Here is a 23,295-nt window from a genome sequence, read left to right as displayed (position 1 = left end):
TTTACCACGCTCTCATGCGGCTTTCTGCTGGCTCTTGTACTTGGCAGCGGCATTCCATGATCACCTGCTCACCCTCATCATTGGCCCCTTGATCGAGCTCCCCGCACTTATCATCATCGCGCAGGTGATGCGGCAGCGGGAAAAGGGATGAAAGAACGCATGGATTGCCGCGCGGCATGGAAGCTGGCGGCGTTCGGCAGGTCGCATGCTCTTTATATGCGGGAAGATTGGGCGATTAAGTTGAAGGAGACTTAAACCGCGGTCCTGTTTCGGTATGCGGTGAGATGCATGCCTGTTCAGAGGGGAAAGCGTGTTTGAATGCACAGATCTCCTGACAGCAAAGGAGATACGCGATATCTGGATGAGATTCTGTATAAAAGAAGAAAGTTGACTCCTTTCATTAAAATGATATAGAATAATACAAGAAATAAATGAGATTTCTCCTTTAAAAGGCCCAACAGAGGTGAACGTGATGAGGGAAAAAATATTGCCGCCGTATGCCCCCATACTGATGGAGTCAACACGCGCAGTCGGATACTCTTTAGAGACGGCAGTTGCAGATATTATTGACAACAGTATCGCTGCATCGGCATCACGGTCAGAAATTTTCTTCTTCCCCCTGGGAGAGGCGTATATTGCGGTCTTGGACAACGGCACAGGCATGAATGAAGATGAGCTTAATACCGCTATGCAGTATGGAAGCAAGGATCCTGTTGACAGGAGGGGCACGGCGGATCTCGGCAGATTTGGCCTGGGGCTGAAAACGGCATCACTGTCACAGTGCCGATGTCTTTCCGTGATTTCTAAACAGGGAGAAACACTAATTGGCCGACGCTGGGATTTGGACCATGTCGCGAATGCTTGTGACTGGTCACTGCTTCTTCTGGATCAAGATGAGATCCAGACAGTTCCTGAGATTCAGCATCTGCTGGAGAAGGACTCCGGAACCCTGGTTGTCTGGCAGAACCTAGACCGCCTGCAGGCAGGAGAAATCCAGTTCGAGCAAACATTCGGGAGAAAAATGGATGTTGTCCGGGACCATCTTGCACTGGTATATCACAGGTATTTGAGCGGTGAGGCAGGAATCAGAAAGCTCCGGATTGAAATAAACGGAGAACGTATTTTGCCGGCAGATCCTTTTCTAAAAGACAAAAGTACACGTCCGATGGATGATGAGGTCATCGTTATCCGCGGGGAAAAAGTTCTTGTTCGTCCTTACATACTGCCGCACATTTCCCGTATGACTTCAGATGAAATCGGCCTTCTCGGCGGAAAAGAAGGCCTGCGCAGGCATCAGGGCTTTTATGTATACCGAAATAAGCGTCTGCTGGTTTGGGGGACGTGGTTCCGTATGATGCGTCAGGGCGATATGTCGAAGCTGGCACGCATCCAAGTTGATTTAAGCAATGCTCTCGATGATTTGTGGGCGCTCGACATTAAAAAATCCTCGGCACTTCCTCCTGCAGAGGTACGGGAGAATCTGCGCAGCATTATTGACCGCATTGCTGAAAAAAGCAGGCGTACATGGACTTTTCGCGGGAAGAAAGAAATCTCTGACACAACAGTACATGTGTGGAATCGGCTGAAAAGTCCAAGCGGCGGCATATACTATGAAATCAATCGAGAGCACCCGCTGGTTCAGCAGCTGACTGGCTGTCATGAAAGTCTGAAAAAACCGCTTCTTGCTCTGCTTCAGCAAATTGAGAAGTCTATTCCACTGAATCAGTTGTATGTGGATCTGAACAACGATGAAAAGGTAGATAATGATCAGGAGCAGGATCCTGCGGCAGTGGGTGAGGCCCTGAGGGCACTGCTTGAGATGAGCGAAGAAAAAAATGGGAAACTGTCTCTGTTGGAAACAATGGCGGGAATAGAGCCATTTTCTCTATATCCAGATGTCTGCCATGAGGTCAGAGAGGAGATTTTAGGAGATGAGCAGAGAAAATGTTGAGCTGTTTGAACGCAATATATCTATATGTATTAACTCCATCTATCAGGAAAAACCTCCGACAGAGGAGGAGTTTATGGCAGCAGCAGCAGAATTTCGTACGAGAATGGGATCTTTTCTGCCGCCAGTAGATGATCAAGAATTTCAGGAGATTCTGGCACGGCTTCGATCCCAAATTGTCGTTGAAATGGATGTAGGCGAATTTATCAATGACAGAACCAATGGACATCAGTCATGGCTTCCTGCCAGACGTGCAGAGACAGACTTCTTCTTCTGGGAACGGTACAAAAAATATCTTGAGGAAGAGAAGAAATGGAATCCGCGCGTGACGGCAAACCTCGGGAAAATATCTGATGAGATCCTGGACTTATGCGGTGATCCTGAGGAGCCGTATTTTTCCGTTCGCGGCCTTGTGCTTGGGGATGTACAGTCCGGGAAAACGGCCAATTATACGGCGATATGCAACAAGGCGGCTGATGTTGGATACCGCGTCATCATTGTTTTGGCCGGCATGCAGGAAAATCTCAGAAAGCAGACACAGGAGCGCTTGGATGCGGAGTTCTCCGGCCGCAGGAGTGACAGCTTTATGGATCCGACCGCTAAAAATACAGCGGTCGGTGTTGGTCGGCACCGTGCCAGCGGCACAAAAAAGGGCGTGGCTTCCTTTACTTCGGTGACTAAGGATTTTGACAGCGGCGCGCGTCACGGCTGTAGTCTCAGCATTATTGAAAGCGTAAACGGCCCAGTTTTGCTTGTTGTGAAAAAGAATAAGCGGATTTTGGACAACTTGATCAGCTGGCTGGATGCAAACAATACCGTGAATGATGGAGGGAAGATAGACCTGCCGCTCCTGCTTATTGACGATGAGGCGGATAATGCCTCGGTCAATACCAAAGACTCGGATGATGATCCAACGGCAATCAACAACTGCATCCGTCAGCTGCTTGGGCTGTTCAGCAAGACAACGTATCTGGGGATTACAGCGACCCCCTTTGCTAATATTTTCATTGATCCCGAGATCGATGAGGATCTTTTCCCCTCAGATTTTATTTATGCCCTGTCTGCACCATCGCATTACATAGGTGCGGACAGAATGTTCGGCGATGACGATGAGCGTTCCTGCGGCGATGACGATGAGCGTTCCTGCGGCGATGACGATGAGCATTCCTGCGGCCATATGATTGAGAGCATTGATCGTGAAGAGCTGGAACTATGCCTTCCGCCCAAACACAAGAGCGGATTTGTTGTTTCAAAGCTCCCGGCCGACCTTTATGAGGCATGCAATTACTTCTTGCTGGTCAATGCCGTCCGTGATATGCGGGGCGATCGGGGCGAACACCGTTCCATGATGGTTCATCTGAGCCGATTCCGCTCTGTTCAGGCACAGATCGCTGATCTCTTGACCATGTGGCTCAGTCAAGTGAACTCTGATCTTCGAAATTATGCAAAGCTGCATGTTGATAAAGCGGAGGAGATTGCATCCATACACGAGCTTCACCTGGTGTGGGATAAATACAAGTTGTCGGATACTGTCGGCATCTCGTGGGAGAAGCTGCTGAAGTCTTATCTATACAAAGCCATTGCACCGATTGATGTGCGGGAGGTGAATATGAATACAGGCGCGGCCAGTCTCGATTACTTCAACCACAAGAAAGACGGCCTGCGCGTGATTGCCGTCGGCGGCAACAGCCTGTCCAGAGGGTTGACCTTAGAGGGACTGTGCGTCACATACTTCCACAGAAATACGAGGATGTATGATACCCTGCTGCAGATGGGGCGCTGGTTCGGCTATCGTCCGCACTATGATGATCTGGTGAAGGTCTGGCTGACAGAGGAGATGATTGATTGGTATGGCCAGATCACGCGGGCGTCAGCGGAGCTGAAAGAAGAGATCAAAAAAATGCGCAATGCGCATCAGACACCGCGTGACTTTGGCCTCAGGGTGCGGCAGGATCCAGGGGCACTCATTGTCACTGCACGGAACAAAATGCGCACGGCCGGGGATATCACCTGCCCCATCACTGTATCCGGCCAAATCCTGGAAACGCCGAGGCTGAAGGCGTCTCCTGAGATACTCGAGGAGAATGAGCGCGTATTTAAAGCCTTTGTCCGGGATCTGGCAAAGAATGGAGAGCGTGTGGAGGGGGAGGAACGAGCACAGGGATATCTTTTCTGGCAGCATGTTCCGGGCCCTGTCATTGCGCGGCTGCTGGATAACTTTGAGACAAATCCATGGCATCTCTCCTATAACGGACATGCATTATCTGAGTTCGTTGCGGCGAAGGAATGGAAGGGAGGCTGGGATGTCGTCCTGGTCAACCGCGGTGATGGTGCGGCATATCCCGGTGGATTGGCATGCGGCAGCGAGATTCTTCCCATGGATTGTACAGAAAAGCGAAAAATTCTTGCCGATCAGCGGATGCTGAGTGTCAGCGGCACCAAAGTCCGTGTCGGCCGAGGCGGATTGACACGCATTGGTCTGAGCAAAGCACAGATTGCTGCGGTACAAAATGAATTTCGAAAAGAGAACCGAAAAAAACAAGTGCCCGATCGGGCATATCTGATCGAAGATCGTCCTCCAATCCTGATGCTGCATGTTCTGCAGGCAGAGTATGAGGGAACGCCGCGTCCGGATCTTCCGGCGTTCTTGTTTGCTCTGGGCGTCGGATTCCCGAGAGCAGAGTATGAAACGACAACGGCAAAATATAAAGTAAACCTTGTGGAGCTGCGCAAGTGGGCCGACATACCGGATGAGTTTGATGAGGAGGAGCAGGACTGATGGGAAGCTATGATGCAGAACTGAGAGGGAGCTGGGACCGCATCGACTGCTATGACGGAGGTGCGCTGCAGATCCCGCTTCCGCATCCTCTTGAGTGGCATGTTCGCTATGCGGGAGAAAATCAGAAATCTCTCGTTGCTGTCAGCGATATCGCCGCAGGCGAGCTTCCTTCCTCCCGTGCGATTGAGGCCGCCTGCAGGCAGCGAAGGGACGGGCGGTATGCGCTGTCCTTCACTTTGCTGAATCGTGCCGAGGAGGATGTCTTTATCACAATGGCGGGGGACATGATTGCCTTTTCCAGTGATGCTGCATCGCCCGCAGACGCTGTGCAGCGTGTCCTGCGCAGATACGCTGGGTGGGTCAGGCTCTTCGAGCGCAGACAGAGCGAGCTTTTGGGCATTCATGCGCAAAAGGGCCTCCTCGGAGAGCTGCTGTTTTTGAAAGAAGTAATTGAGGACGGGCGTCCTATGCTGGAAGCCGTTGCTGGGTGGGCGGGGCCAGACGGCGCTGACCAAGATTTTTTCTGCGACGACGGATGGCATGAGGTGAAGGCTGTCGGCGCCGCAGCGCAAGGGGTCAGCATATCCTCCGTTGAACAACTCGATCATCCTATGGCAGGAGAGCTGGTTGTTTTTCGCATCGACGCCTGTGTCCCTCAGCACAACGATGCGGTTACGCTTTATCAGACGGTTTCTGCGTTGGAAAAGATGGCGGCGAGTACGCCCGGCGCTGCAGAAACTCTTTTCTTAAAGCTTGCTGCGGCCGGCTATGTTCACAGAGAGGAATATGATCAGCAGCATTTTTTTGTATCAGCACAGCAGCACTATGCCGTCACAGAGAACTTTCCGCGTATGAGACGAGCCGGACTGCCAAGAGAAGTGGTCAATATCTCCTATCAGCTGGATCTTCCAAGTCTGGCGCCTTGGGAAAAATAAGGAGGGTATTTCATGGATGTGCTCGACTTTAAAAAGGAGTTTCTGTCTGAAGTAAAAGCCTCAGCGGCAGCCATTGGGGAAGGATCCAGTGCGGCTTTTGCAGATCATATGGCGCAGTATCTTATTGATGCGGAGGTTTTGCCGGATTTTACGCCCTCCTTTTATACGGGAAAATATGGGCGCAATAAATGCAGAGTTGACGGCTATGTGTATAATGAACTTGATCAGACCGTGAATCTGGTCTTTGTGGATTATAACGGCAATGATACTGAGCGGAGATTGAAGCCTGCAGCTGCAGCGCATGATTTTGGGCAGCTCGCCTTTTTTTTAAAAGCTGCATTTCAGACGAATCTGTATAAAGAGATCGAGATGAGCACACCGTGTTCTGATTTGATTGATTTTCTGCGGGTGAATGAAAAGAACATCCGAAAATATCGATTCTTCATCTTCACCGATGCAGATATGAGCAGTGCGCTTAAAAACATCGAGACTGAACCTTACGATGGGATCCCGACGGAGGGGCAGATTTGGGACATTGACCGTCTGTATAGGGTATGCTGTTCTGATCAGGGCCGCCAAGTCATTGAGATTGACTTTAGGGAGTACGGCATTGACGGCATTCCGTGCCTGGAGGCGAGCTCTGCAGCGACGGACCAGTATCGCAGTTATTTGGGTGTGATCTCCGGCGATGTGCTTGCAGACATCTATGATGAATACGGCGCTCGTTTGCTCGAGGGGAATGTACGCTCCTTCCTTTCAACTAAGGTTGCGGTCAACAAAAAAATACGAGGCACTATTCTTAACAGCCCGCAGATGTTTTTTGCATTCAACAACGGCATTTCTGCGACGGCAATGGAGGTCACTGTTGAGGATACGAAGTACGGACGCCTTATTACTGCAGTCAAGGACTTTCAAATCATCAACGGCGGACAGACGACAGCGTCTGTCTTTAATGCACGGCATAAGGACAAGGCGCCTCTGGATAAGCTCTATGTTCAGATGAAGCTGACCGAGGTCGGCGGCTCAACGCAGGAAGAGACGGATGATTTGATCCGCAGCATCTCCAGAACCTCCAACAGTCAAAACAAAGTCAGCGATGCGGACTTTTTTGCCTCCCATCCGTTTCATAGGAGAATGGAGGCGATTTCCCGCCGCCTTCTCGCGCCGGCTGTCGGCGGCGCGCAGTATGAGACGAAGTGGTTTTATGAAAGAGCCAGAGGGCAGTATCTGCAGGAGCAGATGAAGCTTACTCAGGCACAGAAAAATAAATTCCTGCTGCAGCATCCCAAAAAACAGCTGATTAAGAAGACAGATCTTGCAAAAGTTCAAAACACATGGAGCGGACATCCGGATATTGTCAGCAAGGGAGCACAGACCAATTTCATCTCTTTTGCGGAATATATTGATGAGCAGTGGACAATAAATGATGCGCAGTTTAATGAGCGGTATTTTCAAAATACGGCGGCGCTGCTTCTGCTGTTTCAGTTTCTTGAGAGTTCTGTCTCAAAGCAGCCCTGGTATCAGGGCGGATACCGTGCGAATATCGTGTACTACACCGCTGCCCTGTTTCGTTTTCTGCTGCAGAGACAATTCTCTGGTGCGGACTTGAATCTGGCCCTTATTTGGAATCGTCAGCAGCTTCCTGCTCCGGTCGGGATGACACTGATATCTTTAGCAGAGTTGGTGCATCTTAAGATCACATCACCGGAAAGAGGATTGGCGAATGTTACCCAATGGTGCAAGAAGAAGGCATGCTGGGAGGCGGTCAAGAAAATTGAGTATGTCCTGCCGGACGAACTGGAGGCGTTTCTTGTTACTCCCGAAGAGCAAAAAGCAGAACAGCGCTCTGCCAATAAAGATCAAAAGGTTGATAATGGGATCAGCGCGCAGACGGAGGTGGTGAGTCATTCCGGCAGCATGTGGACACGTCTGCGTGAATTTGCTGTTAAAAATAATATGGTGACCGCTGTTGATACAGCAGCTCTTTCCATTGCTGAAAAAATACCGACGAAAATACCAAACGCATATCAAAGCAAACGCCTTGTGGAGCTGCTGCATACAGCTGCGGAAGAGGGCTTCAACATCAAAGAATAGACGGAGACTGCAAAATATGTACAACGTTGTGGATCTGTTTGCCGGCGCAGGAGGCTTGAGCCTTGGGTTCCAGCAGACGCACAGGTACTGCATAAAGGCTGCATTTGAGCATAATCCTGCGATGCAGGAAACCTATCGAAGGAATCACCCGAATACGGTTGTTTATGGAGATGTTCGGTGTGCAGACTATGCCGTTCTGCAGGAGGAGCTTGGACCCATTGATGTCGTCATCGGAGGACCGCCCTGTCAGGGATTTTCCAATGCGAACCGCCAGAAAAACACAGCCGTCAGTCAGAACAATGCATTGGTCAAAGAGTACATTCGTGCAGTTCTTGAGATCCGCCCCAAAGCGTTCGTTATGGAAAATGTCAGTATGCTGAAGTCGGATGTGCATCGGTTTTTTTTGTCGCAGCAGGACCTCCCTTTGCTGGAGTCTGCAGCGCTGAAGGTCCAAGACTCTTACATCCGCCTGCTTGATTCGGAATATATGTTTGCAGGTGCGGCGGAGCTGATTCAAAATCCGGCTGCAGTCCAATTGCTTTTGTGGCCGAAGGAAGACTACCAGCTTCTGAATGTTATTTATAAAGCAGCAAAAAGTTCAACAAAATTGTCTGCTGCGCTGAAAAAACATAAAAAGAACCTGCTCAAAACCGTCTCGCGCTATGCAGAAATGGGGGGTGGCCGCATTGAAGCGGCAGGGCGGCAGGCATTCATATCGCTCAGAGAATATTATGAAGGCAGGCTGACGGAGGATGAACTGCGTGACAGGATTGCTCCGGCGGTCATGTATCAGAGAATGCTCCAGCAGGCCGCCGAAATTGCTGCCAATAACCTGGTTGTGGACGAATATTCGCTGAAGGATGGCCTGCGGGTCAAAATTCGCTCTTTTTCTGTATATGATTATCTGAAAGAGCGGCTTGACAACAGTCTTGGAGCTTTAGGGTATAAGATCGAGGCACGGGTCCTTTCTGCTGCAGACTACGGCGCACCGCAGAAGCGCATGCGCTTTGTCATCATGGGGCTTCGAAAAGATATACCTGATGAGGTGCAGTTTCCTCTGCCGCAGTATGATCCTTCTTCCTACCGAACGGTGCGGGATGCAATCTCAGATCTTGAGGAGACTGCACCTGTATTTGATGTTTTGGATGACGCAGGGAGACCAATATCTGCGGCATCGCAGACAGGCGGCCTGAACAATGAGCTGCGCGATTCTGATCTCCTTAGGAATCATATTATCACTCGGACACGGAAGACATCCATGGACAGATTTAAGGCACTGAAGCAAGGGGAAAACTTTCATGCACTTGATCAGTCTCTGATGATAAATACCTACACGGATCCATCTCGGACACAGAATACGATTTACCTTAGGCTGGACTACGATCAGCCCTGCGGAACAGTTGTAAACGTCCGCAAGTCCATGTGGGTTCATCCTGTTCTGGATCGTGCACTGAGTATTCGTGAGGCAGCCCGTCTTCAAACATTTCCGGACAGTTTTGTCTTTACGGGAACGAAAGACCAGCAGTATCAGCAGGTCGGCAATGCTGTTCCGCCGATTATGGCGCGCGCCGTCGCTGAATGCCTGGCAGAGCAGCTGGATAAAATTGACGGGGCGCATTCCTGAAATGGCAGACAATCACAGCAAGGCTGTGCGGAGCAAAAACATGTCCCGTATACGCAGTACAAATACAAAGCCCGAAATACTGGTGCGGAAATATTTATTTGCACAGGGATTTCGTTTTCGGAAGAATGACAAGAGGCTTCCCGGTTGTCCGGATATTGTTCTGCCGAAATATAAGACTGTAATTTTTGTAAACGGCTGCTTTTGGCATAAACACGAGTGTGCGCGATTTGTTTGGCCCGCATCAAATACAGACTACTGGTACGCCAAGATCATGAAAAATGTTGAGAGAGATGCAGAAAACTATCAGCAACTTGAAGCGGATGGATGGAAAGTAGCTGTTGTATGGGAATGTCAGCTGAAAAAAGATTCTTTTGATGCGGTGATGGCATCCATCCTTGAGATGATCCGCAGATGATAAGAATGAGAAATATGTGCCGGAGTCATACAGCATATATATCTGACTTATTAGGAGATCAGCTGCTTCGTCCTTTGATAATAAAGAAAGCATTCTATGCAGAGTCATTCGAACAACTGTCCGTTTTGATGGATGCACAGAATGCTTTCTTTAATGCGGGAGTATCTAATTGGTCTCTCTATACCGTGTGAGGTACGGGAGATTTCGCCGCGTCTGGTGAAATGCTATGGAGCAGAATGGGAGCATATTCAGATATACCTGTGCGGCAATGAAGTGTCGATGTTGTCTTAATGTACATGGGAAAGAGCTCTTTTAGAGTCCTTGTCAACTAAGTCCACAAAAAGTCGGATTTATAGACTTAGCATAACTTAAGTCCACGAAAAGATGAATTCGTGGACTTAGCAAAGCTTATTGGACTATATCTAAAATTTTTGTAAAGACATAAAGGCTTTTTCGTTCACTGCCTGTTCGGGTTAGATATTTTTTTTCGGTTAGATTGGCGAGTACCTTATAAACACTGCTGGCTGGGAGCCGTAGTGATGAGATTACCGCAGGCGGAGAAATTTTTAGCTGCTCAAAGAGCAAATCAACTAATGGAATCATTGCTGTCTTGTTTACAGCGGCAGACATTTCTTTATAGAGATCGATAATTTGTCTTGAAGTGGAAATATGACGTATGCTTTCTGTAGCTACACCATCGAAGAAAAAATATAACCAATCCCGCCATGCGGATATTTGCTCCTCTTTTGATGAAGCTCTCGAGAGGGCGGCAAGATATTTTTTATAGGTATTATTATTTTCAGCGAAATAGCGACTAATATAAAAAATGGGGAAAGGCAAAACCCTCTTATAGAATAAAAGCAACGGAATAAGAAGCCGACCAACACGCCCATTTCCATCTTTAAATGGATGAATCATCTCAAATTGAGCATGCATGACAGCCGCCTGCACCAATTCTGAAATTTCACTGTCTGCACGGATGTATTCGATCAAATTATCCATATATTCATCAGTTAGAACAGGAGGAAGCGGGGTGAAGTTACCCAATATATCATTTTGGATGAAATTTTGCTCAGTTTTGAAAATCCCCGGTGTTTTATCAGCGCCTCGGACATTGTTGTCAAGAAGCAAAATGTGCAGTTGGCATATCATATTTTTTGAGATTAATGCATCGTGATCCCGTAAAGTCAAATGGCCATAATGAATGGCCTTGCAATAATTTTCGATCTCGATGATGTCATTTGCCATTGTCTCAGAGCTGCGATTTTCCGTCACAACATCTGCTATGGTTGCAAGAGTCCCTTCGATTCTTGAGGATAATACAGCCTCCTGCAGAGTCAATGATGAAATTAGTATTTGTGGAGAGGGAAGATTTTGCAAATATCCTATAAACTCTGATAGTCTGCTTCCCTTTCGTATGATGTTAGAAATAAATGACTTGTCACATGCAAGTTTGTTGCTGATGGTATCAAGAGGTAATTTGCATGGGATATGAGGCGGTGGGAAATCTTTTATATTCATAATGTGAGTAGCCCTTGTCCTTTAAAAATACTATAGATTTTATCATACACCGATAATCTGTGAAAATCAATAAAGTAATGGAGGAGAAGCTTATGCGCAAGGTCCTTGTTGTCGTGGATATGCAGAATGACTTTATCGACGGCGCGCTTGGGACGCCGGAGGCGCAGGCGATGCTGCCGCGTATGGCGGCAAAGCTCACGGCAGAGCAGGCGAGGGGTACGGTGCTCGTTTTTACCATGGCCGCCCCCCACGGTGCGGACTATCTCCAGACGCAGGAGGGCCAGAAACTGCCCGTTGAGCACTGCATCCGCGGCACGGAAGGGTGGCAGATTGCAGATGCTCTCCAGCCGTTTGTGCGTGGGGCGCAGATCGTCGAAAAGCCTGCCTTCGGTGCGACAGATCTGCCCGCGCTTCTTGCGAACTATGACGAAATCGAACTGGTCGGGCTCTGCACCGATATCTGTGTCATATCCAACGCGCTGCTCCTCAAGGCATTCTACCCAGAGAAGCCCATCTCCGTCGATGCCTCCTGCTGCGCCGGCGTCACCCCGGAAAGCCACGCGACCGCCCTCGTTGCGATGCGGATGTGTCAGGTGGAGGTACGGTGAGTGGTGCCCTCGGCATTGCTGGGGGAATGCGTCTTATATTTGCGATAGGGAGATATGATGGGAAGAGCATATTATTCGGGTTCAATTTCTTCTTTTTTGATGGCAGAAGAAGATCATATCCTCGGGCGGTTGATGATCGAGGATTCGTTTCGGACCGAGGATATTCAAAAGAGCGCATGGCGTGCGGAGATCCGGGTTTTAAAGGAGCAGCTTGCCTCTTTTCCGGACGGAGAGATCGCCTTTGAATTCACGATTCCGCGCATGGGACACCGTGTGGATGCCGTGCTCATCATCCAGGGAATTATTTTCCTGCTGGAGTTCAAGGTCGGGGATGATACGTATGCAAAATCAACAAAAGATCAAGTGATGGATTATGCCCTTGACCTCAAGTATTTTCATGAGGCGAGTCGGGACCGCACAATCGTGCCGATCATTGTGCCGACGGAGGCGGCCGATCAGGCGAATACACTGGCTCTGATGGAAGATGGGATTGCACAGGTGCTCTGCTGCAATCGGCATAACATCGGGGGCGTGCTTCGGCAGGTCCTGTCGCAGATGCATGCCGCCCCTCTACCCATGGATGCGTGGCTGGATGCGCGCTATGCGCCGACACCGACCATCATTGAGGCGGCACAGGCACTCTACCGCGCGCATTCAGTTCGTGATATATCGCGCAGTGATGCGGGGGCAGAAAATCTGACTGTGACGACGGCAGCGATCAATCAGATCATAGATGAATGCAAGGCACGCCACAAAAAGGCGATCTGTTTTATCACAGGAGTTCCTGGGGCGGGAAAGACACTTGCGGGGCTTAATATTGCCAATGCGCGTCATCAATTCAATGAGGATGAACATGCCGTATTTCTCTCGGGGAATGGCCCCCTCGTTGCGGTTCTGCAGGAGGCATTGGCACGTGATCGGGCAGCGACGCACAATGTGACCAAAGAGCAGGCGCGACGAGAAACGAAGTCTTTTATCCAGGTGATTCATAAATTCCGTGATGAGGCATTGTCCTCATTGCGCCCTCCCATCGAGAAAGTTGCCATTTTTGACGAGGCGCAGCGTGCATGGGATGCTGATGCACTGATGAAATTTATGAAGCGGAAAAAGGGCGTGGCTGATTTTCAACAATCGGAGCCGGAGTTTCTCATCAGCGTCATGGACCGGCATGCGGATTGGGCTGTGATCGTCTGTCTCATCGGCGGCGGGCAGGAGATCAATACGGGGGAGGCCGGCATAGCGGAATGGCTGCATGCGCTGCGTGAACAATATCCGGACTGGGAGATCCATCTATCGGATCGGATGACAGACAGTGAGTATGTGGGGAGCAGTGACATTCAGCGGATGCTGGGGGATCGGGCGTATCGAGTTGTCTCGTCCCTGCATCTGGGCGTATCGCTGCGCTCCTTTCGGAGTGAGCGGCTTGCAGATTTCGTTAAGGCACTGCTCGATGAGGATGCAGCTGCAGCACGAGAGCTCTATGCTGCACTTCACTTGAACTACCCCATCATTTTGACGCGAGATCTTGCCCGTGCAAAGGCGTGGGTGCGCAGCAAAGTGCGCGGGACGGAGCGCTGTGGGTTATTAGCGTCATCAGAGGGCAAGCGTATCAGGGCTCTTGGGATTTGGGTCCCTCCTGAGATTGATCATGTAGGGTGGTTTTTGAATAGGAAGGGGCATGTGAATTCTTCCTGCTTCCTTGAGGTTCCTGCCTCTGAATTCAAAGTTCAGGGCCTGGAGGTCGACTATGCCCTGCTGGCGTGGGATGGAGATTTTCGCTATGTCAAAGGGAAGTTTGCTTATTACCGATTTCGAGGCTCCTGCTGGTCCTGTGTTCATCAGGAGCATAGAAAAAAATATCTCAAGAATGCCTATCGCGTCCTCCTCACCCGGGCCCGGCAAGGCCTCGTCATCTTCGTTCCTGAGGGTGATCCGGATGATGAAACGCGCAGGCCGGAATACTATGATGGTACGTATGCATACTTGAAGTCGCTGGGACTGCAAGAGATTTAATCAGCTTCACTGCGGGGCTCATTCCTCTGCATTGGTATCTGACACTCGTTCGTTGGCGGCACACATCATAATCCTCCTCATATTGAGAAGGACGCGGGATTTTAGAGACGCAGGAAATATTTTCGTCTTTATTATTGGAAAAGTTTGATAACGGGTTTATAATAAAGCGTCTTCAATTTTTTATGATTGCCTTTGGGAGGCGTGTCCAATGAATTCATTCTTTGAGCGGCAGTTTCGGCTGCAGGAGAATCACACAACGGCGACAACGGAGGTCATCGCAGGGCTCACGACATTTGCAACGATGGGCTATGTGCTCGCCGTTGTCCCGCACATGATGGGTGAGGCAGGCGTTCCGACGGGTGCGATGCTCACGGGCATGGTGCTTATGATCTTCGCTGCGACGATGGCGATGGGGCTGTATACGAACCGTCCATTTGCCCTCGCGCCCGGCATGGGCAGTGTCGCGATTTTTTCGATTACGATGGTGCAGCTGCAGAATGTACCGATTGGTGTGGCGAGTGCGATCGTTTTTTTGAGCGGATTGCTTTTTATCATCGTGACAGTGCTTGGCATACGCAAGGCTATTGTCATGACTATCCCGCGCGGCATAAAGATCTCGATCGGTGCGGGTGTGGGCATCTTCCTCGCGGTTATTGGGATGCGCAATGCAAAGCTGCTCGCAGCAAATGCGAAGAAGGTCGCGCTCTCATTCGGCGATCTCACACAGCCGGTTGTCCTCCTCGCGGCGATCACGTTCATCATCCTGCTGGTTCTCTCTGCACGTAAGGTGCGCGGTGGAGCGCTCATCAGTATTCTCGCGGGAACGGTGATCGGTATCCCCATGGGCGTCACCAAGCTCCCCGAGAGCATCTTCCGTATACCGGACAGCATCGCCCCCATTTTCTTCAACTTTGACCTTGGTGGTGCGCTCAATCTCGCGTATCTGCCGTTCCTCTTTGCGTTCTTCCTGCCGGACTTCTTCTCGAGCTTCGGCACGGCGATCGGCATCGGGGGCAAGGCAGGTTTCCTCGACAAAAATGGCGATCTGCCGGGGCTCGACAAGGTCTTTCACGTGGACTCCATCGCCGCGACGATCGGCTCGCTCTTTACGATCCCCGTGCTCATTACCTATCTCGAGTCCGGCGCGGGGGTCGAGGCGGGCGGCCGCACGGGACTGACGGCGTGCACGACGGCCGTCGCATTCCTCCTCATCCTCGCGGTGACGCCGCTCGCACTGATGATTCCCGCAGCGGCGACGGCGCCTGTCCTTATCTACGTCGGCGTCAGCATGATGGCGGGAATGCGCAATCTTGACTATACGGATATCGCCGAGTATATCCCTGCATTTCTCTGCGTTGCGTTCACCGCGTTCACGTTCAACATCGCGAACGGCATCTCCGTCGCCTTTATCTCGTTCGTCATTATCAAGCTTGCCATGGGGCGCACGGCGGAGCTGCACAAGGGACACTATCTGCTTGCCCTCCTGCTCGCGTATTATTTCTACGCCATTGCAGGGGTAAAATAGGAGTATGGTATGGATATTGACGTCCTTCTGACTGATGGAAAGATATACAACAGCTATCTCAAAAAATTCATTCCGGGCAATATTGCCGTCAGCGGAGATCGCTTCGCCTATGTCGGCATGGACGAACTGCCGCTGACACCGCGGTGTGCGGTCGATCTTGCGGGGCAGTACGTCATCCCTGGGCTGATCGACTGCCATATGCACATTGAAAGTACGATGTGCGCGCCGCGTATGTTTATGAACGGCGCGGTGCGCAGCGGTGTGACGACGCTCATCGCGGAGCCGCATGAGATCGCAAATGTATTCGGTCTTGCGGGCATCCGCGCGCTGATGCAGAGTGCCCAGGATGGCCCCTGCGACGTTCGCATCGCCATCCCCTCGTCCGTTCCGTCGACGAATGACGCGCTCGAGACGGCGGGTGCCGCGATCGAGAATGATGATGTCGAGGCGCTCATGCACATGGATCAGGTGATCTGCCTCGGCGAGGTGATGAACTGCCGCGAGGTCATTGCGGATGCGCACTCCAAGACGAATCGTCTGATCCGCCAGATTCAGCACGGCCGGCCGGATTTCTCCATCGAGGGGCACTGCCCGCGCTTCGTCGGATGGGAGCTGGCGCAACTCCTCTGCCGCGGCATCCGCTCCGATCATACGGATCAGTCGCTCGAGGGGCTCGCGCAGCGCGCGGCGAACGGGATGTTCATCCAGCTGCAGGAAAAGACGCTGAAGAAGGAGTTCCTCGACTACCTCATGGAGAACCGTCTGTCGGGGCGGTTTGCCCTCGTCACGGACGACACGATGCCCGACGACTTCATACGGCGCGGACAGCTGGACCACCTCGTCCGGCGAAGCATGGAGCTCGGTCTTGCGCCCGAGGAGGCGGTCTATGCGGCGACCTATGCACCCGCGCAGCACATGGGGCTGCGGGAGAAGGGGGCAATCGCCCCCGGCCGCATCGCCGACTTCGTCGTGCTCTCGGATCTGCGGGCCTTTGAGATCGAGCGTGTCTGGCGCGCGGGACGGCAGGTCTTTGCGCGCGGCGAGGCGTGGGAGGAGCCGGAACGGGACACGTCGTTCCCCGCGCATTTTTACCGCAGCGTGCATCTGGCACCGCGCAGTGCCGAGGACTTCGTCCTGCGTGCGCCGATCGCGGAGGGGACGGTGCTCTGCCGCATCCTCGAGGTGCAGGAGCATACGACCTTTGTTGCGGAGGGGCGGGCAGAGCTGCCTGTGCGCCGCGGCGTGATCGACTGGGAGAGCAGCCCCTACAGCCTTGCCTGTGTCTTTGAGCGGCACGGCAAAAATGGCGGCTGCGGCATGGCGCTCGTCGGCGGGACAGCGCTCACGCGCGGCGCGGCGGCGACCACCTATGCGCACGACAGCCACAACCTGCTCGTCCTCGGACAGACCGCGGCGGATATGACGGCGGCGGCGAACGCCGTCATTGAGGCACAGGGCGGGGTTGCTGCGGTGCGGGACGGAAGCGTCACTGCGTGTGCACCGCTCCCCATCGCGGGCATCCTCTCTGACCGCCCGCTCCCCGTCCTCGGAGAGCAGATCACGCACGTTCGCCGCGCCCTCACGGAAAACGGCTATCGGCATGATAATGCCATCATGTCTTTTGCGACACTTGCACTCCCCGTCAGTCCCGATATCAAGCTGACGGATAAAGGCATCGTCGATGTGCGGCGGGGCGAGATTGTGCCGCTGATCGTAGAGCTGCGGACAGCAGAGTGAATATGATTTCGCTGATAAAAAGGGACGATGGAGCGAGTATTCTCGCTCTGCCGTCCCTTTGACGTACACACGGCGTTCTCTCCGTGAGTGCGGAGCACGTCCTCCTTATGGAGATGCGGAAGATGGGCGGCAAATGGCCGCGCTTTGATCGGGTCATGGCAGACTACGATGTCGTCGCCTAGATGGCGGACAACGCGGGCTGCCTCCCGTGCAGGACGAAGGTTATGAACCGCGCCGCACGGAATGCCGCTATCGACGCTGTGCAGGAGGAGTTCGGCACACAGTACATCGTCTTCCCGAACCCCGCCTACGGTTCCCGGGTCAGTGCCCTAGCAAAGGACTACATGACCATGAGCCCCGAGGCGCGCGAGGACTTCCATGGGAAGATGCTGACAGCGTAACAGAACACAATGAAAAGAGCCCGTCTCTGCTTTCTTGTTGCACAAGGGAGCAGGGGCGGGCTTTTGAAATGAATGTGACCTTTTTGCAATAAAACCATTGTACCTTAAAATACATTTATGATATAATTCTAATTGAGTCTAAGTTATTTATAATCATTAGAGCGGTGTATGCTGGAGTTTTTAGGAGGAAATGTTATGTTTTCGTGTACGTTACGCAGGGGAACATTGGCGCTTTTGGGCGTTATCCTCGTGAGTCTGCTTGGCGGGTGCTTCCAGATGAAGATGGGGGCAGAGTTCCGCGCGGATGGGACGATTGCAGTCTCGCAGGAGTGGACGGCGACGAACGAGTTCGCCATGGATAAGATCCGCGAGCAGCGCGCCGAGGCGCAGAAGGAGGGCGCGCAGATTCAGGATCGCAGCAACGGCTTCGTTGCGACGCAGACGTATGAGAACGTGGAGCAGCTCGTCGGTGGTGGAGCCAAGGCGTGGCAGCCGACGCAGGGGCATCATGGCGTATGGCATCGCGCAGGATTCCTCTATGATACGTACGATCTCGATCTCTTCTTTGCTGGTGATGCGAAGAGCAACCCCGTGAATCAGGAGACGGACGAGTTCTCGCGCAGCATGATGCAGTCCGTGCTGGACTCGGTGAAAATGGACTTTGCGATCATTGTTCCGGAGGCATTCGAGCGTACGAACGGCATTGTTTCCGGGACGACGGCGACGTGGGATCTGAAGCCCTCGTTCTCCGGGCAGGATGTCGTGATCCAAGCGGTGTTCCGTGTGCCACACCCGCAGCATGTCCAGATCGCAACCGCTGCGGCGGTGGGGATTGTGATCCTCGGCATTGTCGTTGCGGTGATCGGATTCGTCCGAAAGAATGCACACAGTGTCGTCCTGAGCGCTGTCGGCATCGCTCTCCTGCTGGTCGGCGTTGGCGTCGGCGGGTGGACGTGGTATCGCATGGGCAACACGCCCGTGCTGACGGCAGCGGATTCCGTCATGGGAGCAGCACCTGCCGCGCAAACGCAGGCTCCGGCAGATAACGCCAAGAGCACGCAGCCGCAGCCTGCGGAAAAGAGCGCAGCACCGCAGGCGCAAACAAAGGATTTCAGCACCTACGAAAAGACACTCCAAGAGAAGGGAATCACCACGAATGTGATCGGCGCATCCGGCCGCGATGAGGACGGCTTCCTCGTCATGGCAAAGGAGCAGGGGCGCTACACGATGTACGTCTACGCAGCGACAGAGGGCGCAGCGGTGCAGGTGCATTTCCCGATGGCGGCCGATGTCGCGAAAAAGGGATCGTATTGGAATCCCGTGAATTTCCCGAGTCGGAGCGGGGACCCGTATCTCTTTACCATCACCATTCCGCACGACAATCGATCCAGCAACGATGCGGACCTCGGCACGTGGAACGGCGATGCGCACACGTTTACCATCTATGCGCAGTACAAGTATGAGGGCGGCAAGGTCGTGCCGGGGATGCTGACCTCGGCGAGCGGCGAGAACCCATCGCACTATCAGGCATATCTGAAGGAGCAGCGGAACGTCAACATCGCAGACGCCGTGCTCACACATTTGGAGTCGCTGAACCGCGACCTCAGGGAGCGCAATGTCGATGTGCCTGCCAAGGGGCAGTAATCGGAACGCATGACAAAGAGCCCGTCTCTGCAAACGCAGGGGCGGGCTCTTTTGAAGACGTATCTTTTGATTTCTTTGAAATATGTTATAATAGGGACGAAAGTTTGATCTAGCCAATCTCTATGGGAAAGATTTGGTGGAGCAGAGTGAAGATATTCGATAACATCACAAACACGGTGCGCGACGATCTGCGGGCAGAGATTGTGCGCGGCAGCAGAGTGTCCATTGCGGCGGCGTGCTTCTCCATGTATGCGTATCAGGAGCTGAGCGACCAGCTGGCGTCCGTGGAGGAGTTCCGCTTCCTCTTCACCTCGCCCACATTCATTCGGGAAAAGGCGGCAAAGGAGAAGCGCGAGTTCTACATCCCGCGTATCACGCGTGAGACGAGCCTCTACGGCACCGAGTTCGAGGTGCGCCTGCGCAACGAGATGACGCAGCGCGCGATTGCGAAGGAGTGCGCGGACTGGATCCGTGCAAAGGCGCGGTTCAAATCCAACACCGGCGGCGAGCAGATGATGGGCTTCATGACCGTCTCCTCTGCCGAGAAACAGACCGTCTATGTCCCGATGAGCGGCTTTACCACCGTGGACCTTGGCTGCGAGCGCGGCAACAATGCCTATAACATCGTCCAGTGCATGGACGAGCCGCAGGCAGCGCAGATGTATATGCGCACCTTCGACGAGCTCTGGAACGACCCCGCGCGCATGCAGGACGTCACGGATGCCGTCATCGAGAACATCAGCACCGCCTACGCCGAGCATGCGCCCGAGATGATCTACTTCACGACGCTCTATCACGTATTCAGCGAGTTCCTGGGCGACCTCTCTGAGGACGAGCTGCCGAACGAGGCCACGGGATTCAAAGAGAGCAAGATATGGAGCATGCTCTACGACTTCCAGCGCGACGCCGTCCTCGCCATCATCCACAAACTCGATGCATACAACGGGTGCATCCTCGCGGACAGCGTCGGCCTCGGCAAGACATTTACCGCACTTGCTGTCATGAAATACTATGAGAACCGCAACAAGAACGTCCTCGTCCTCTGCCCGAAAAAACTCGGAGAGAACTGGAACACCTACAAGGACAACTACGTCAACAACCCACTTGCTGCGGATCGTCTGAACTACGATGTGCTCTTCCATACGGACCTCTCGCGCAGCCACGGACAGTCGAACGGGCTCGATCTGGATCGCCTGAACTGGGGCAACTACGACCTCATCGTGATCGACGAGTCGCACAACTTCCGCAACGGCATCGGAACGCACAGCCGCACGCAGGAGAACCGCTATCAGCGCCTGATGGAGCGCGTCATCCGCGCCGGCGTTCGTACCAAGGTTCTCATGCTCTCTGCAACGCCGGTCAACAACCGATTTACCGATCTAAAAAATCAGCTCGCCCTCGCCTACGAGGGGCACGCGGCCAACCTCGACGAGCGCCTCGACACATCGAGGAGCATCGAGGACATCTTTCGGCAGGCGCAGAGCGCATTCAACACATGGAGCAAAGAGGAGCCCGGGGAACGCACGACGGACACGCTGCTGTGCAAACTCGACTTTGACTTCTTCGAGCTGCTCGACAGCGTCACCATCGCGCGCTCGCGCAGACACATCGAGAAATATTATGACACGAGCGCCATTGGCAAATTCCCCACGCGCCTCAAACCCATCTCCCTTCGCCCGCAGCTCACAGATCTGGCGGACGCGATCAACTACCATGAGATCTACGAGCAGCTCATGCAGCTCACACTCTGTATCTATACGCCGTCGGACTACATCCACCCGAGCAGACGGGACAAATACAAAGACCTCACCCACAACAAGGGAGAGAACCTGACACAGACAGGACGCGAACGCGGCATGCAGCGCCTCATGAGCATCAACCTGCTCAAGCGCCTCGAGAGCTCCGTCCACTCATTCCGCCTGACCCTTGGTAAAATCAAGGCGGGCATCGATGCGGCGATCACTGAGATCAACCGCTTCGAGCAGTCCGGCCATACGGATCTCCCCCTGTATGAGATGGAGACAACAGACCTCGACATGGACGACGAGAACACCGAGCTCTTTGCCGTCGGGAAAAGAGTACCCATCGACTTGGCAGACATGGACTGGAAATCATGGCGGAGAGAGCTGATAAAGGACAGCGAAATACTGGCCGTCCTCACGAACATGGTGGCGGACATCACCCCCGCACACGATACGAAACTGCAGGAACTCCTGCGCCTCATCGCGGACAAGATCGAGCACCCCATCAACGAGGGAAACCGCCGTGTTCTCGTCTTTTCGGCATTTTCTGATACAGCGGAGTACCTCTACGAGCACGTCAGCACGTATCTCAAGGAAACATACAGTTGCGACACGGCACTCATCACCGGCTCCATCGACGGGCGCACAACGATCGCGGGCTTTCGCGCAACGCTCAACAACGTACTGACCTGCTTCTCCCCCCTCTCGAAGGGGCGGGACGTACTCATGCCGGGCAGCACGGCGGACATCACCGTCCTGATCGCAACCGACTGCATCTCCGAGGGGCAGAACCTGCAGGACTGTGACTACATGGTCAACTACGACATCCACTGGAACCCCGTGCGCATCATCCAGCGGTTTGGGCGCATCGACCGCATCGGCAGTCGGAATGCGTGTATCCAGCTCGTGAACTTCTGGCCGGATCTGACCCTCGACGACTACATCAACCTCAAGCCGCGCGTCGAGTCGCGCATGCGGCTCAGCATCATGACCGCTACGGGCGACGACGACCTCATCAACCCAGAGGAAAAGGGCGACCTCGAGTATCGTAAAATGCAGTTAAAACGCCTGCAGGAGGAGGTCGTCGACATCGAAGACATGAACGACGGCATCTCCATCATGGACCTCGGGCTCAACGAATTCCGCCTCGACCTGCTCGCATATCTAAAGGACCACGGTGACATGGACAAGAAGCCGCGCGGCCTGCACACCGTCGTACCTGCATCGGACGAGCTCGGCGCGGGCGTCATCTTCGTCCTGAAGAACATCCGCAGCAGCATGGGCGTTGACACGCACAACCGTATCCACCCATTCTACATGGTCTACATCGGGCAGGATGGGACGATCCTCTGCGACTACCAGAACCCGAAAAAGATCCTCGACGACATCCGCCTCCTCTGCCGCGGGAAAAAAGAGCCCATCCGCGCGGCATACGAGCCGTTCAACCGCGAGACCAACGACGGACGCGACATGCACACCGTCTCTGCCCTGCTGAGCGATGCCATCCACTCCATCATCGATGTAAAGGAGGAGAGCGACATCGACAGCCTCTTCTCAGCAGGCGGGACGAGCGCCCTGCACAACGACATCGCGGGGCTCGACGACTTCGAGCTCATCTGCTTCCTCGTCGTGCGGTAGGATCGGAGGGAGAATATGCTCGGACTGCCGTCCACGACGGAACTCCATCGGAGAATCCCCAAACAGACCATCTATGACAAATGCAAGCCGAGCCCTGTGCTCAAAAAGGCATTCAGCGCGCAGATCGCCTCCATCCACTGGCGCAACAAGATTGCGCCGGAGATTCTGAACCTCGCCGCAGGGAAGGAGGTGCGGGAGCTCGAAGTATTCGAGCTGCGTCTGAACGATGGACAGATGGACGAGGCGGTACTGCGCCTCATTGACCGCGCGATCCCGTACCACATCCTCTTTGTCCTCGTGTGGGAGGATCGGATGCGCCTTGCTCTTGCATACAAAGAAACACTCGACGCAAAAAGCGCGGGCGTGCGGGTGAAGCGCTACTACTACACGGACTGGATGGCTGTGGGAGAGGTCACTCTGCGCCTTGAGGGGCTCTCGATGGACGCCGTCTTTGAGAACCTCGTCCGCCGGATTGCGGGTGGGGCACTCGGGGATGCACACACATCGACCCTCAGGGAGAGCGTTGCGGCGCAGGGGCGCAGAGAGCGCATCGGAAAGCAGATCGCCGCGCTCGAGGCGAAGATCCGACGGGAGAAACAGCCAAAGAAAAAATTTGAACTTGTGCAGCAGCTGCGGGTACTGCAGACCCTAATGTAATCTTTTGAAAATCC

General features: G+C 53.3%; 15 protein-coding genes. 14 read left to right on the top strand and 1 reads right to left on the bottom strand.

Going from position 1 to position 23,295, the window contains the following annotated elements; genetic code table 11:
- The first annotated feature begins 472 nt into the window (after window positions 1-472).
- Genes ADJ74_RS04035 through ADJ74_RS04010 form a run of 6 tightly spaced genes read left to right on the top strand, consistent with a single transcriptional unit; the run spans window position 473 to window position 9,795 of the window.
- Window positions 473-1,951 carry an ATP-binding protein gene (locus ADJ74_RS04035; protein WP_050342094.1) on the top strand — a complete coding sequence of 493 codons (1,479 nt, stop codon included), beginning with the start codon at window positions 473-475 and terminating at the stop codon, window positions 1,949-1,951.
- Complete coding sequence (locus ADJ74_RS04030; protein ID WP_050342092.1) at window positions 1,932-4,727, top strand: Z1 domain-containing protein; 2,796 nt, start codon at window positions 1,932-1,934, stop codon at window positions 4,725-4,727. The genes ADJ74_RS04035 and ADJ74_RS04030 overlap by 20 nt, the downstream gene beginning before the upstream one ends.
- Window positions 4,727-5,662 (top strand): PD-(D/E)XK motif protein, encoded by a 936-nt coding sequence (locus tag ADJ74_RS04025; protein ID WP_050342090.1) that lies wholly within the window; start codon window positions 4,727-4,729, stop codon window positions 5,660-5,662. The genes ADJ74_RS04030 and ADJ74_RS04025 overlap by 1 nt, the downstream gene beginning before the upstream one ends.
- Before the next feature lie 12 nt (window positions 5,663-5,674).
- A complete protein-coding gene (locus ADJ74_RS04020; RefSeq protein ID WP_050342089.1) occupies window positions 5,675-7,756 on the top strand; it encodes an AIPR family protein in 2,082 nt (693 codons plus the stop codon).
- A 16-nt stretch (window positions 7,757-7,772) separates the two neighbouring features.
- On the top strand, window positions 7,773-9,380 hold the full coding sequence (locus tag ADJ74_RS04015) for a DNA cytosine methyltransferase (RefSeq protein WP_050342087.1): 1,608 nt from the start codon (window positions 7,773-7,775) through the stop codon (window positions 9,378-9,380).
- Between the two features lies 1 nt (window position 9,381).
- Window positions 9,382-9,795 (top strand): very short patch repair endonuclease, encoded by a 414-nt coding sequence (locus tag ADJ74_RS04010; RefSeq protein WP_050342084.1) that lies wholly within the window; start codon window positions 9,382-9,384, stop codon window positions 9,793-9,795.
- A gap of 408 nt (window positions 9,796-10,203) precedes the next feature.
- Here ADJ74_RS04010 and ADJ74_RS04005 read toward each other — a convergent pair whose 3' ends face one another.
- The gene (locus ADJ74_RS04005; RefSeq protein WP_071844288.1) at window positions 10,204-11,316 is read right to left on the bottom strand and encodes a Fic family protein; all 1,113 of its coding nucleotides are present in this window, start codon (window positions 11,314-11,316) and stop codon (window positions 10,204-10,206) included.
- 92 nt (window positions 11,317-11,408) lie between these two features.
- Here ADJ74_RS04005 and ADJ74_RS04000 point away from each other — a divergent pair, with 92 nt between their 5' ends.
- The 8 genes from ADJ74_RS04000 (at window position 11,409) to ADJ74_RS03970 (ending at window position 23,281) form a co-directional block, all read left to right on the top strand.
- Window positions 11,409-11,924: a cysteine hydrolase family protein gene (locus ADJ74_RS04000; protein WP_050342080.1), complete on the top strand. Its 516-nt coding sequence runs from the start codon at window positions 11,409-11,411 to the stop codon at window positions 11,922-11,924.
- 57 nt (window positions 11,925-11,981) lie between these two features.
- Window positions 11,982-13,937 (top strand): DUF2075 domain-containing protein, encoded by a 1,956-nt coding sequence (locus ADJ74_RS03995; RefSeq protein ID WP_050342078.1) that lies wholly within the window; start codon window positions 11,982-11,984, stop codon window positions 13,935-13,937.
- 208 nt (window positions 13,938-14,145) lie between these two features.
- Entirely contained in the window at window positions 14,146-15,462 is a 1,317-nt protein-coding gene (locus tag ADJ74_RS03990) for an NCS2 family permease (protein ID WP_050342077.1), read from the top strand.
- Between the two features lie 9 nt (window positions 15,463-15,471).
- The gene (locus tag ADJ74_RS03985; protein ID WP_050342075.1) at window positions 15,472-17,199 is read left to right on the top strand and encodes an adenine deaminase C-terminal domain-containing protein; all 1,728 of its coding nucleotides are present in this window, start codon (window positions 15,472-15,474) and stop codon (window positions 17,197-17,199) included.
- 224 nt (window positions 17,200-17,423) lie between these two features.
- Entirely contained in the window at window positions 17,424-17,600 is a 177-nt protein-coding gene (locus ADJ74_RS11235) for a hypothetical protein (RefSeq protein WP_172664504.1), read from the top strand.
- Window positions 17,601-17,795: 195 nt separating this feature from the next.
- Window positions 17,796-19,244, top strand: coding sequence for a hypothetical protein (locus ADJ74_RS03980; RefSeq protein ID WP_157040587.1), 1,449 nt, complete (start codon window positions 17,796-17,798; stop codon window positions 19,242-19,244).
- A 146-nt stretch (window positions 19,245-19,390) separates the two neighbouring features.
- The gene (locus ADJ74_RS03975) at window positions 19,391-22,624 is read left to right on the top strand and encodes a helicase-related protein (protein ID WP_253271722.1); all 3,234 of its coding nucleotides are present in this window, start codon (window positions 19,391-19,393) and stop codon (window positions 22,622-22,624) included.
- 15 nt (window positions 22,625-22,639) lie between these two features.
- Window positions 22,640-23,281, top strand: coding sequence for a DUF4391 domain-containing protein (locus tag ADJ74_RS03970; RefSeq protein ID WP_050342069.1), 642 nt, complete (start codon window positions 22,640-22,642; stop codon window positions 23,279-23,281).
- The last annotated feature ends 14 nt before the right edge of the window (window positions 23,282-23,295 follow it).

This window comes from Selenomonas sp. oral taxon 478 (assembly GCF_001189555.1).
Taxonomy (GTDB): domain Bacteria; phylum Bacillota; class Negativicutes; order Selenomonadales; family Selenomonadaceae; genus Centipeda; species Centipeda felix.
The sequence above is the reverse complement of the archived record's forward strand: the minus strand, read 5'-3'. Positions and strand labels throughout refer to the sequence as shown.

What these genes read in the sequence shown, in the direction of transcription:
- ADJ74_RS03980 (WP_157040587.1), top strand. Translation starts at nt 17,796, where the DNA reads ATGTTTTCGTGTACGTTACGCAGGGGAACATTGGCGCTTTTGGGCGTT.
- ADJ74_RS04005 (WP_071844288.1), bottom strand. Translation starts at nt 11,316, where the DNA reads ATGAATATAAAAGATTTCCCACCGCCTCATATCCCATGCAAATTACCT.
- ADJ74_RS03990 (WP_050342077.1), top strand. Translation starts at nt 14,146, where the DNA reads ATGAATTCATTCTTTGAGCGGCAGTTTCGGCTGCAGGAGAATCACACA.
- ADJ74_RS04015 (WP_050342087.1), top strand. Translation starts at nt 7,773, where the DNA reads ATGTACAACGTTGTGGATCTGTTTGCCGGCGCAGGAGGCTTGAGCCTT.
- ADJ74_RS04010 (WP_050342084.1), top strand. Translation starts at nt 9,382, where the DNA reads ATGGCAGACAATCACAGCAAGGCTGTGCGGAGCAAAAACATGTCCCGT.
- ADJ74_RS04020 (WP_050342089.1), top strand. Translation starts at nt 5,675, where the DNA reads ATGGATGTGCTCGACTTTAAAAAGGAGTTTCTGTCTGAAGTAAAAGCC.
- ADJ74_RS03970 (WP_050342069.1), top strand. Translation starts at nt 22,640, where the DNA reads ATGCTCGGACTGCCGTCCACGACGGAACTCCATCGGAGAATCCCCAAA.
- ADJ74_RS04035 (WP_050342094.1), top strand. Translation starts at nt 473, where the DNA reads ATGAGGGAAAAAATATTGCCGCCGTATGCCCCCATACTGATGGAGTCA.
- ADJ74_RS04025 (WP_050342090.1), top strand. Translation starts at nt 4,727, where the DNA reads ATGGGAAGCTATGATGCAGAACTGAGAGGGAGCTGGGACCGCATCGAC.
- ADJ74_RS03995 (WP_050342078.1), top strand. Translation starts at nt 11,982, where the DNA reads ATGGGAAGAGCATATTATTCGGGTTCAATTTCTTCTTTTTTGATGGCA.
- ADJ74_RS04000 (WP_050342080.1), top strand. Translation starts at nt 11,409, where the DNA reads ATGCGCAAGGTCCTTGTTGTCGTGGATATGCAGAATGACTTTATCGAC.
- ADJ74_RS11235 (WP_172664504.1), top strand. Translation starts at nt 17,424, where the DNA reads ATGAACCGCGCCGCACGGAATGCCGCTATCGACGCTGTGCAGGAGGAG.
- ADJ74_RS04030 (WP_050342092.1), top strand. Translation starts at nt 1,932, where the DNA reads ATGAGCAGAGAAAATGTTGAGCTGTTTGAACGCAATATATCTATATGT.
- ADJ74_RS03985 (WP_050342075.1), top strand. Translation starts at nt 15,472, where the DNA reads ATGGATATTGACGTCCTTCTGACTGATGGAAAGATATACAACAGCTAT.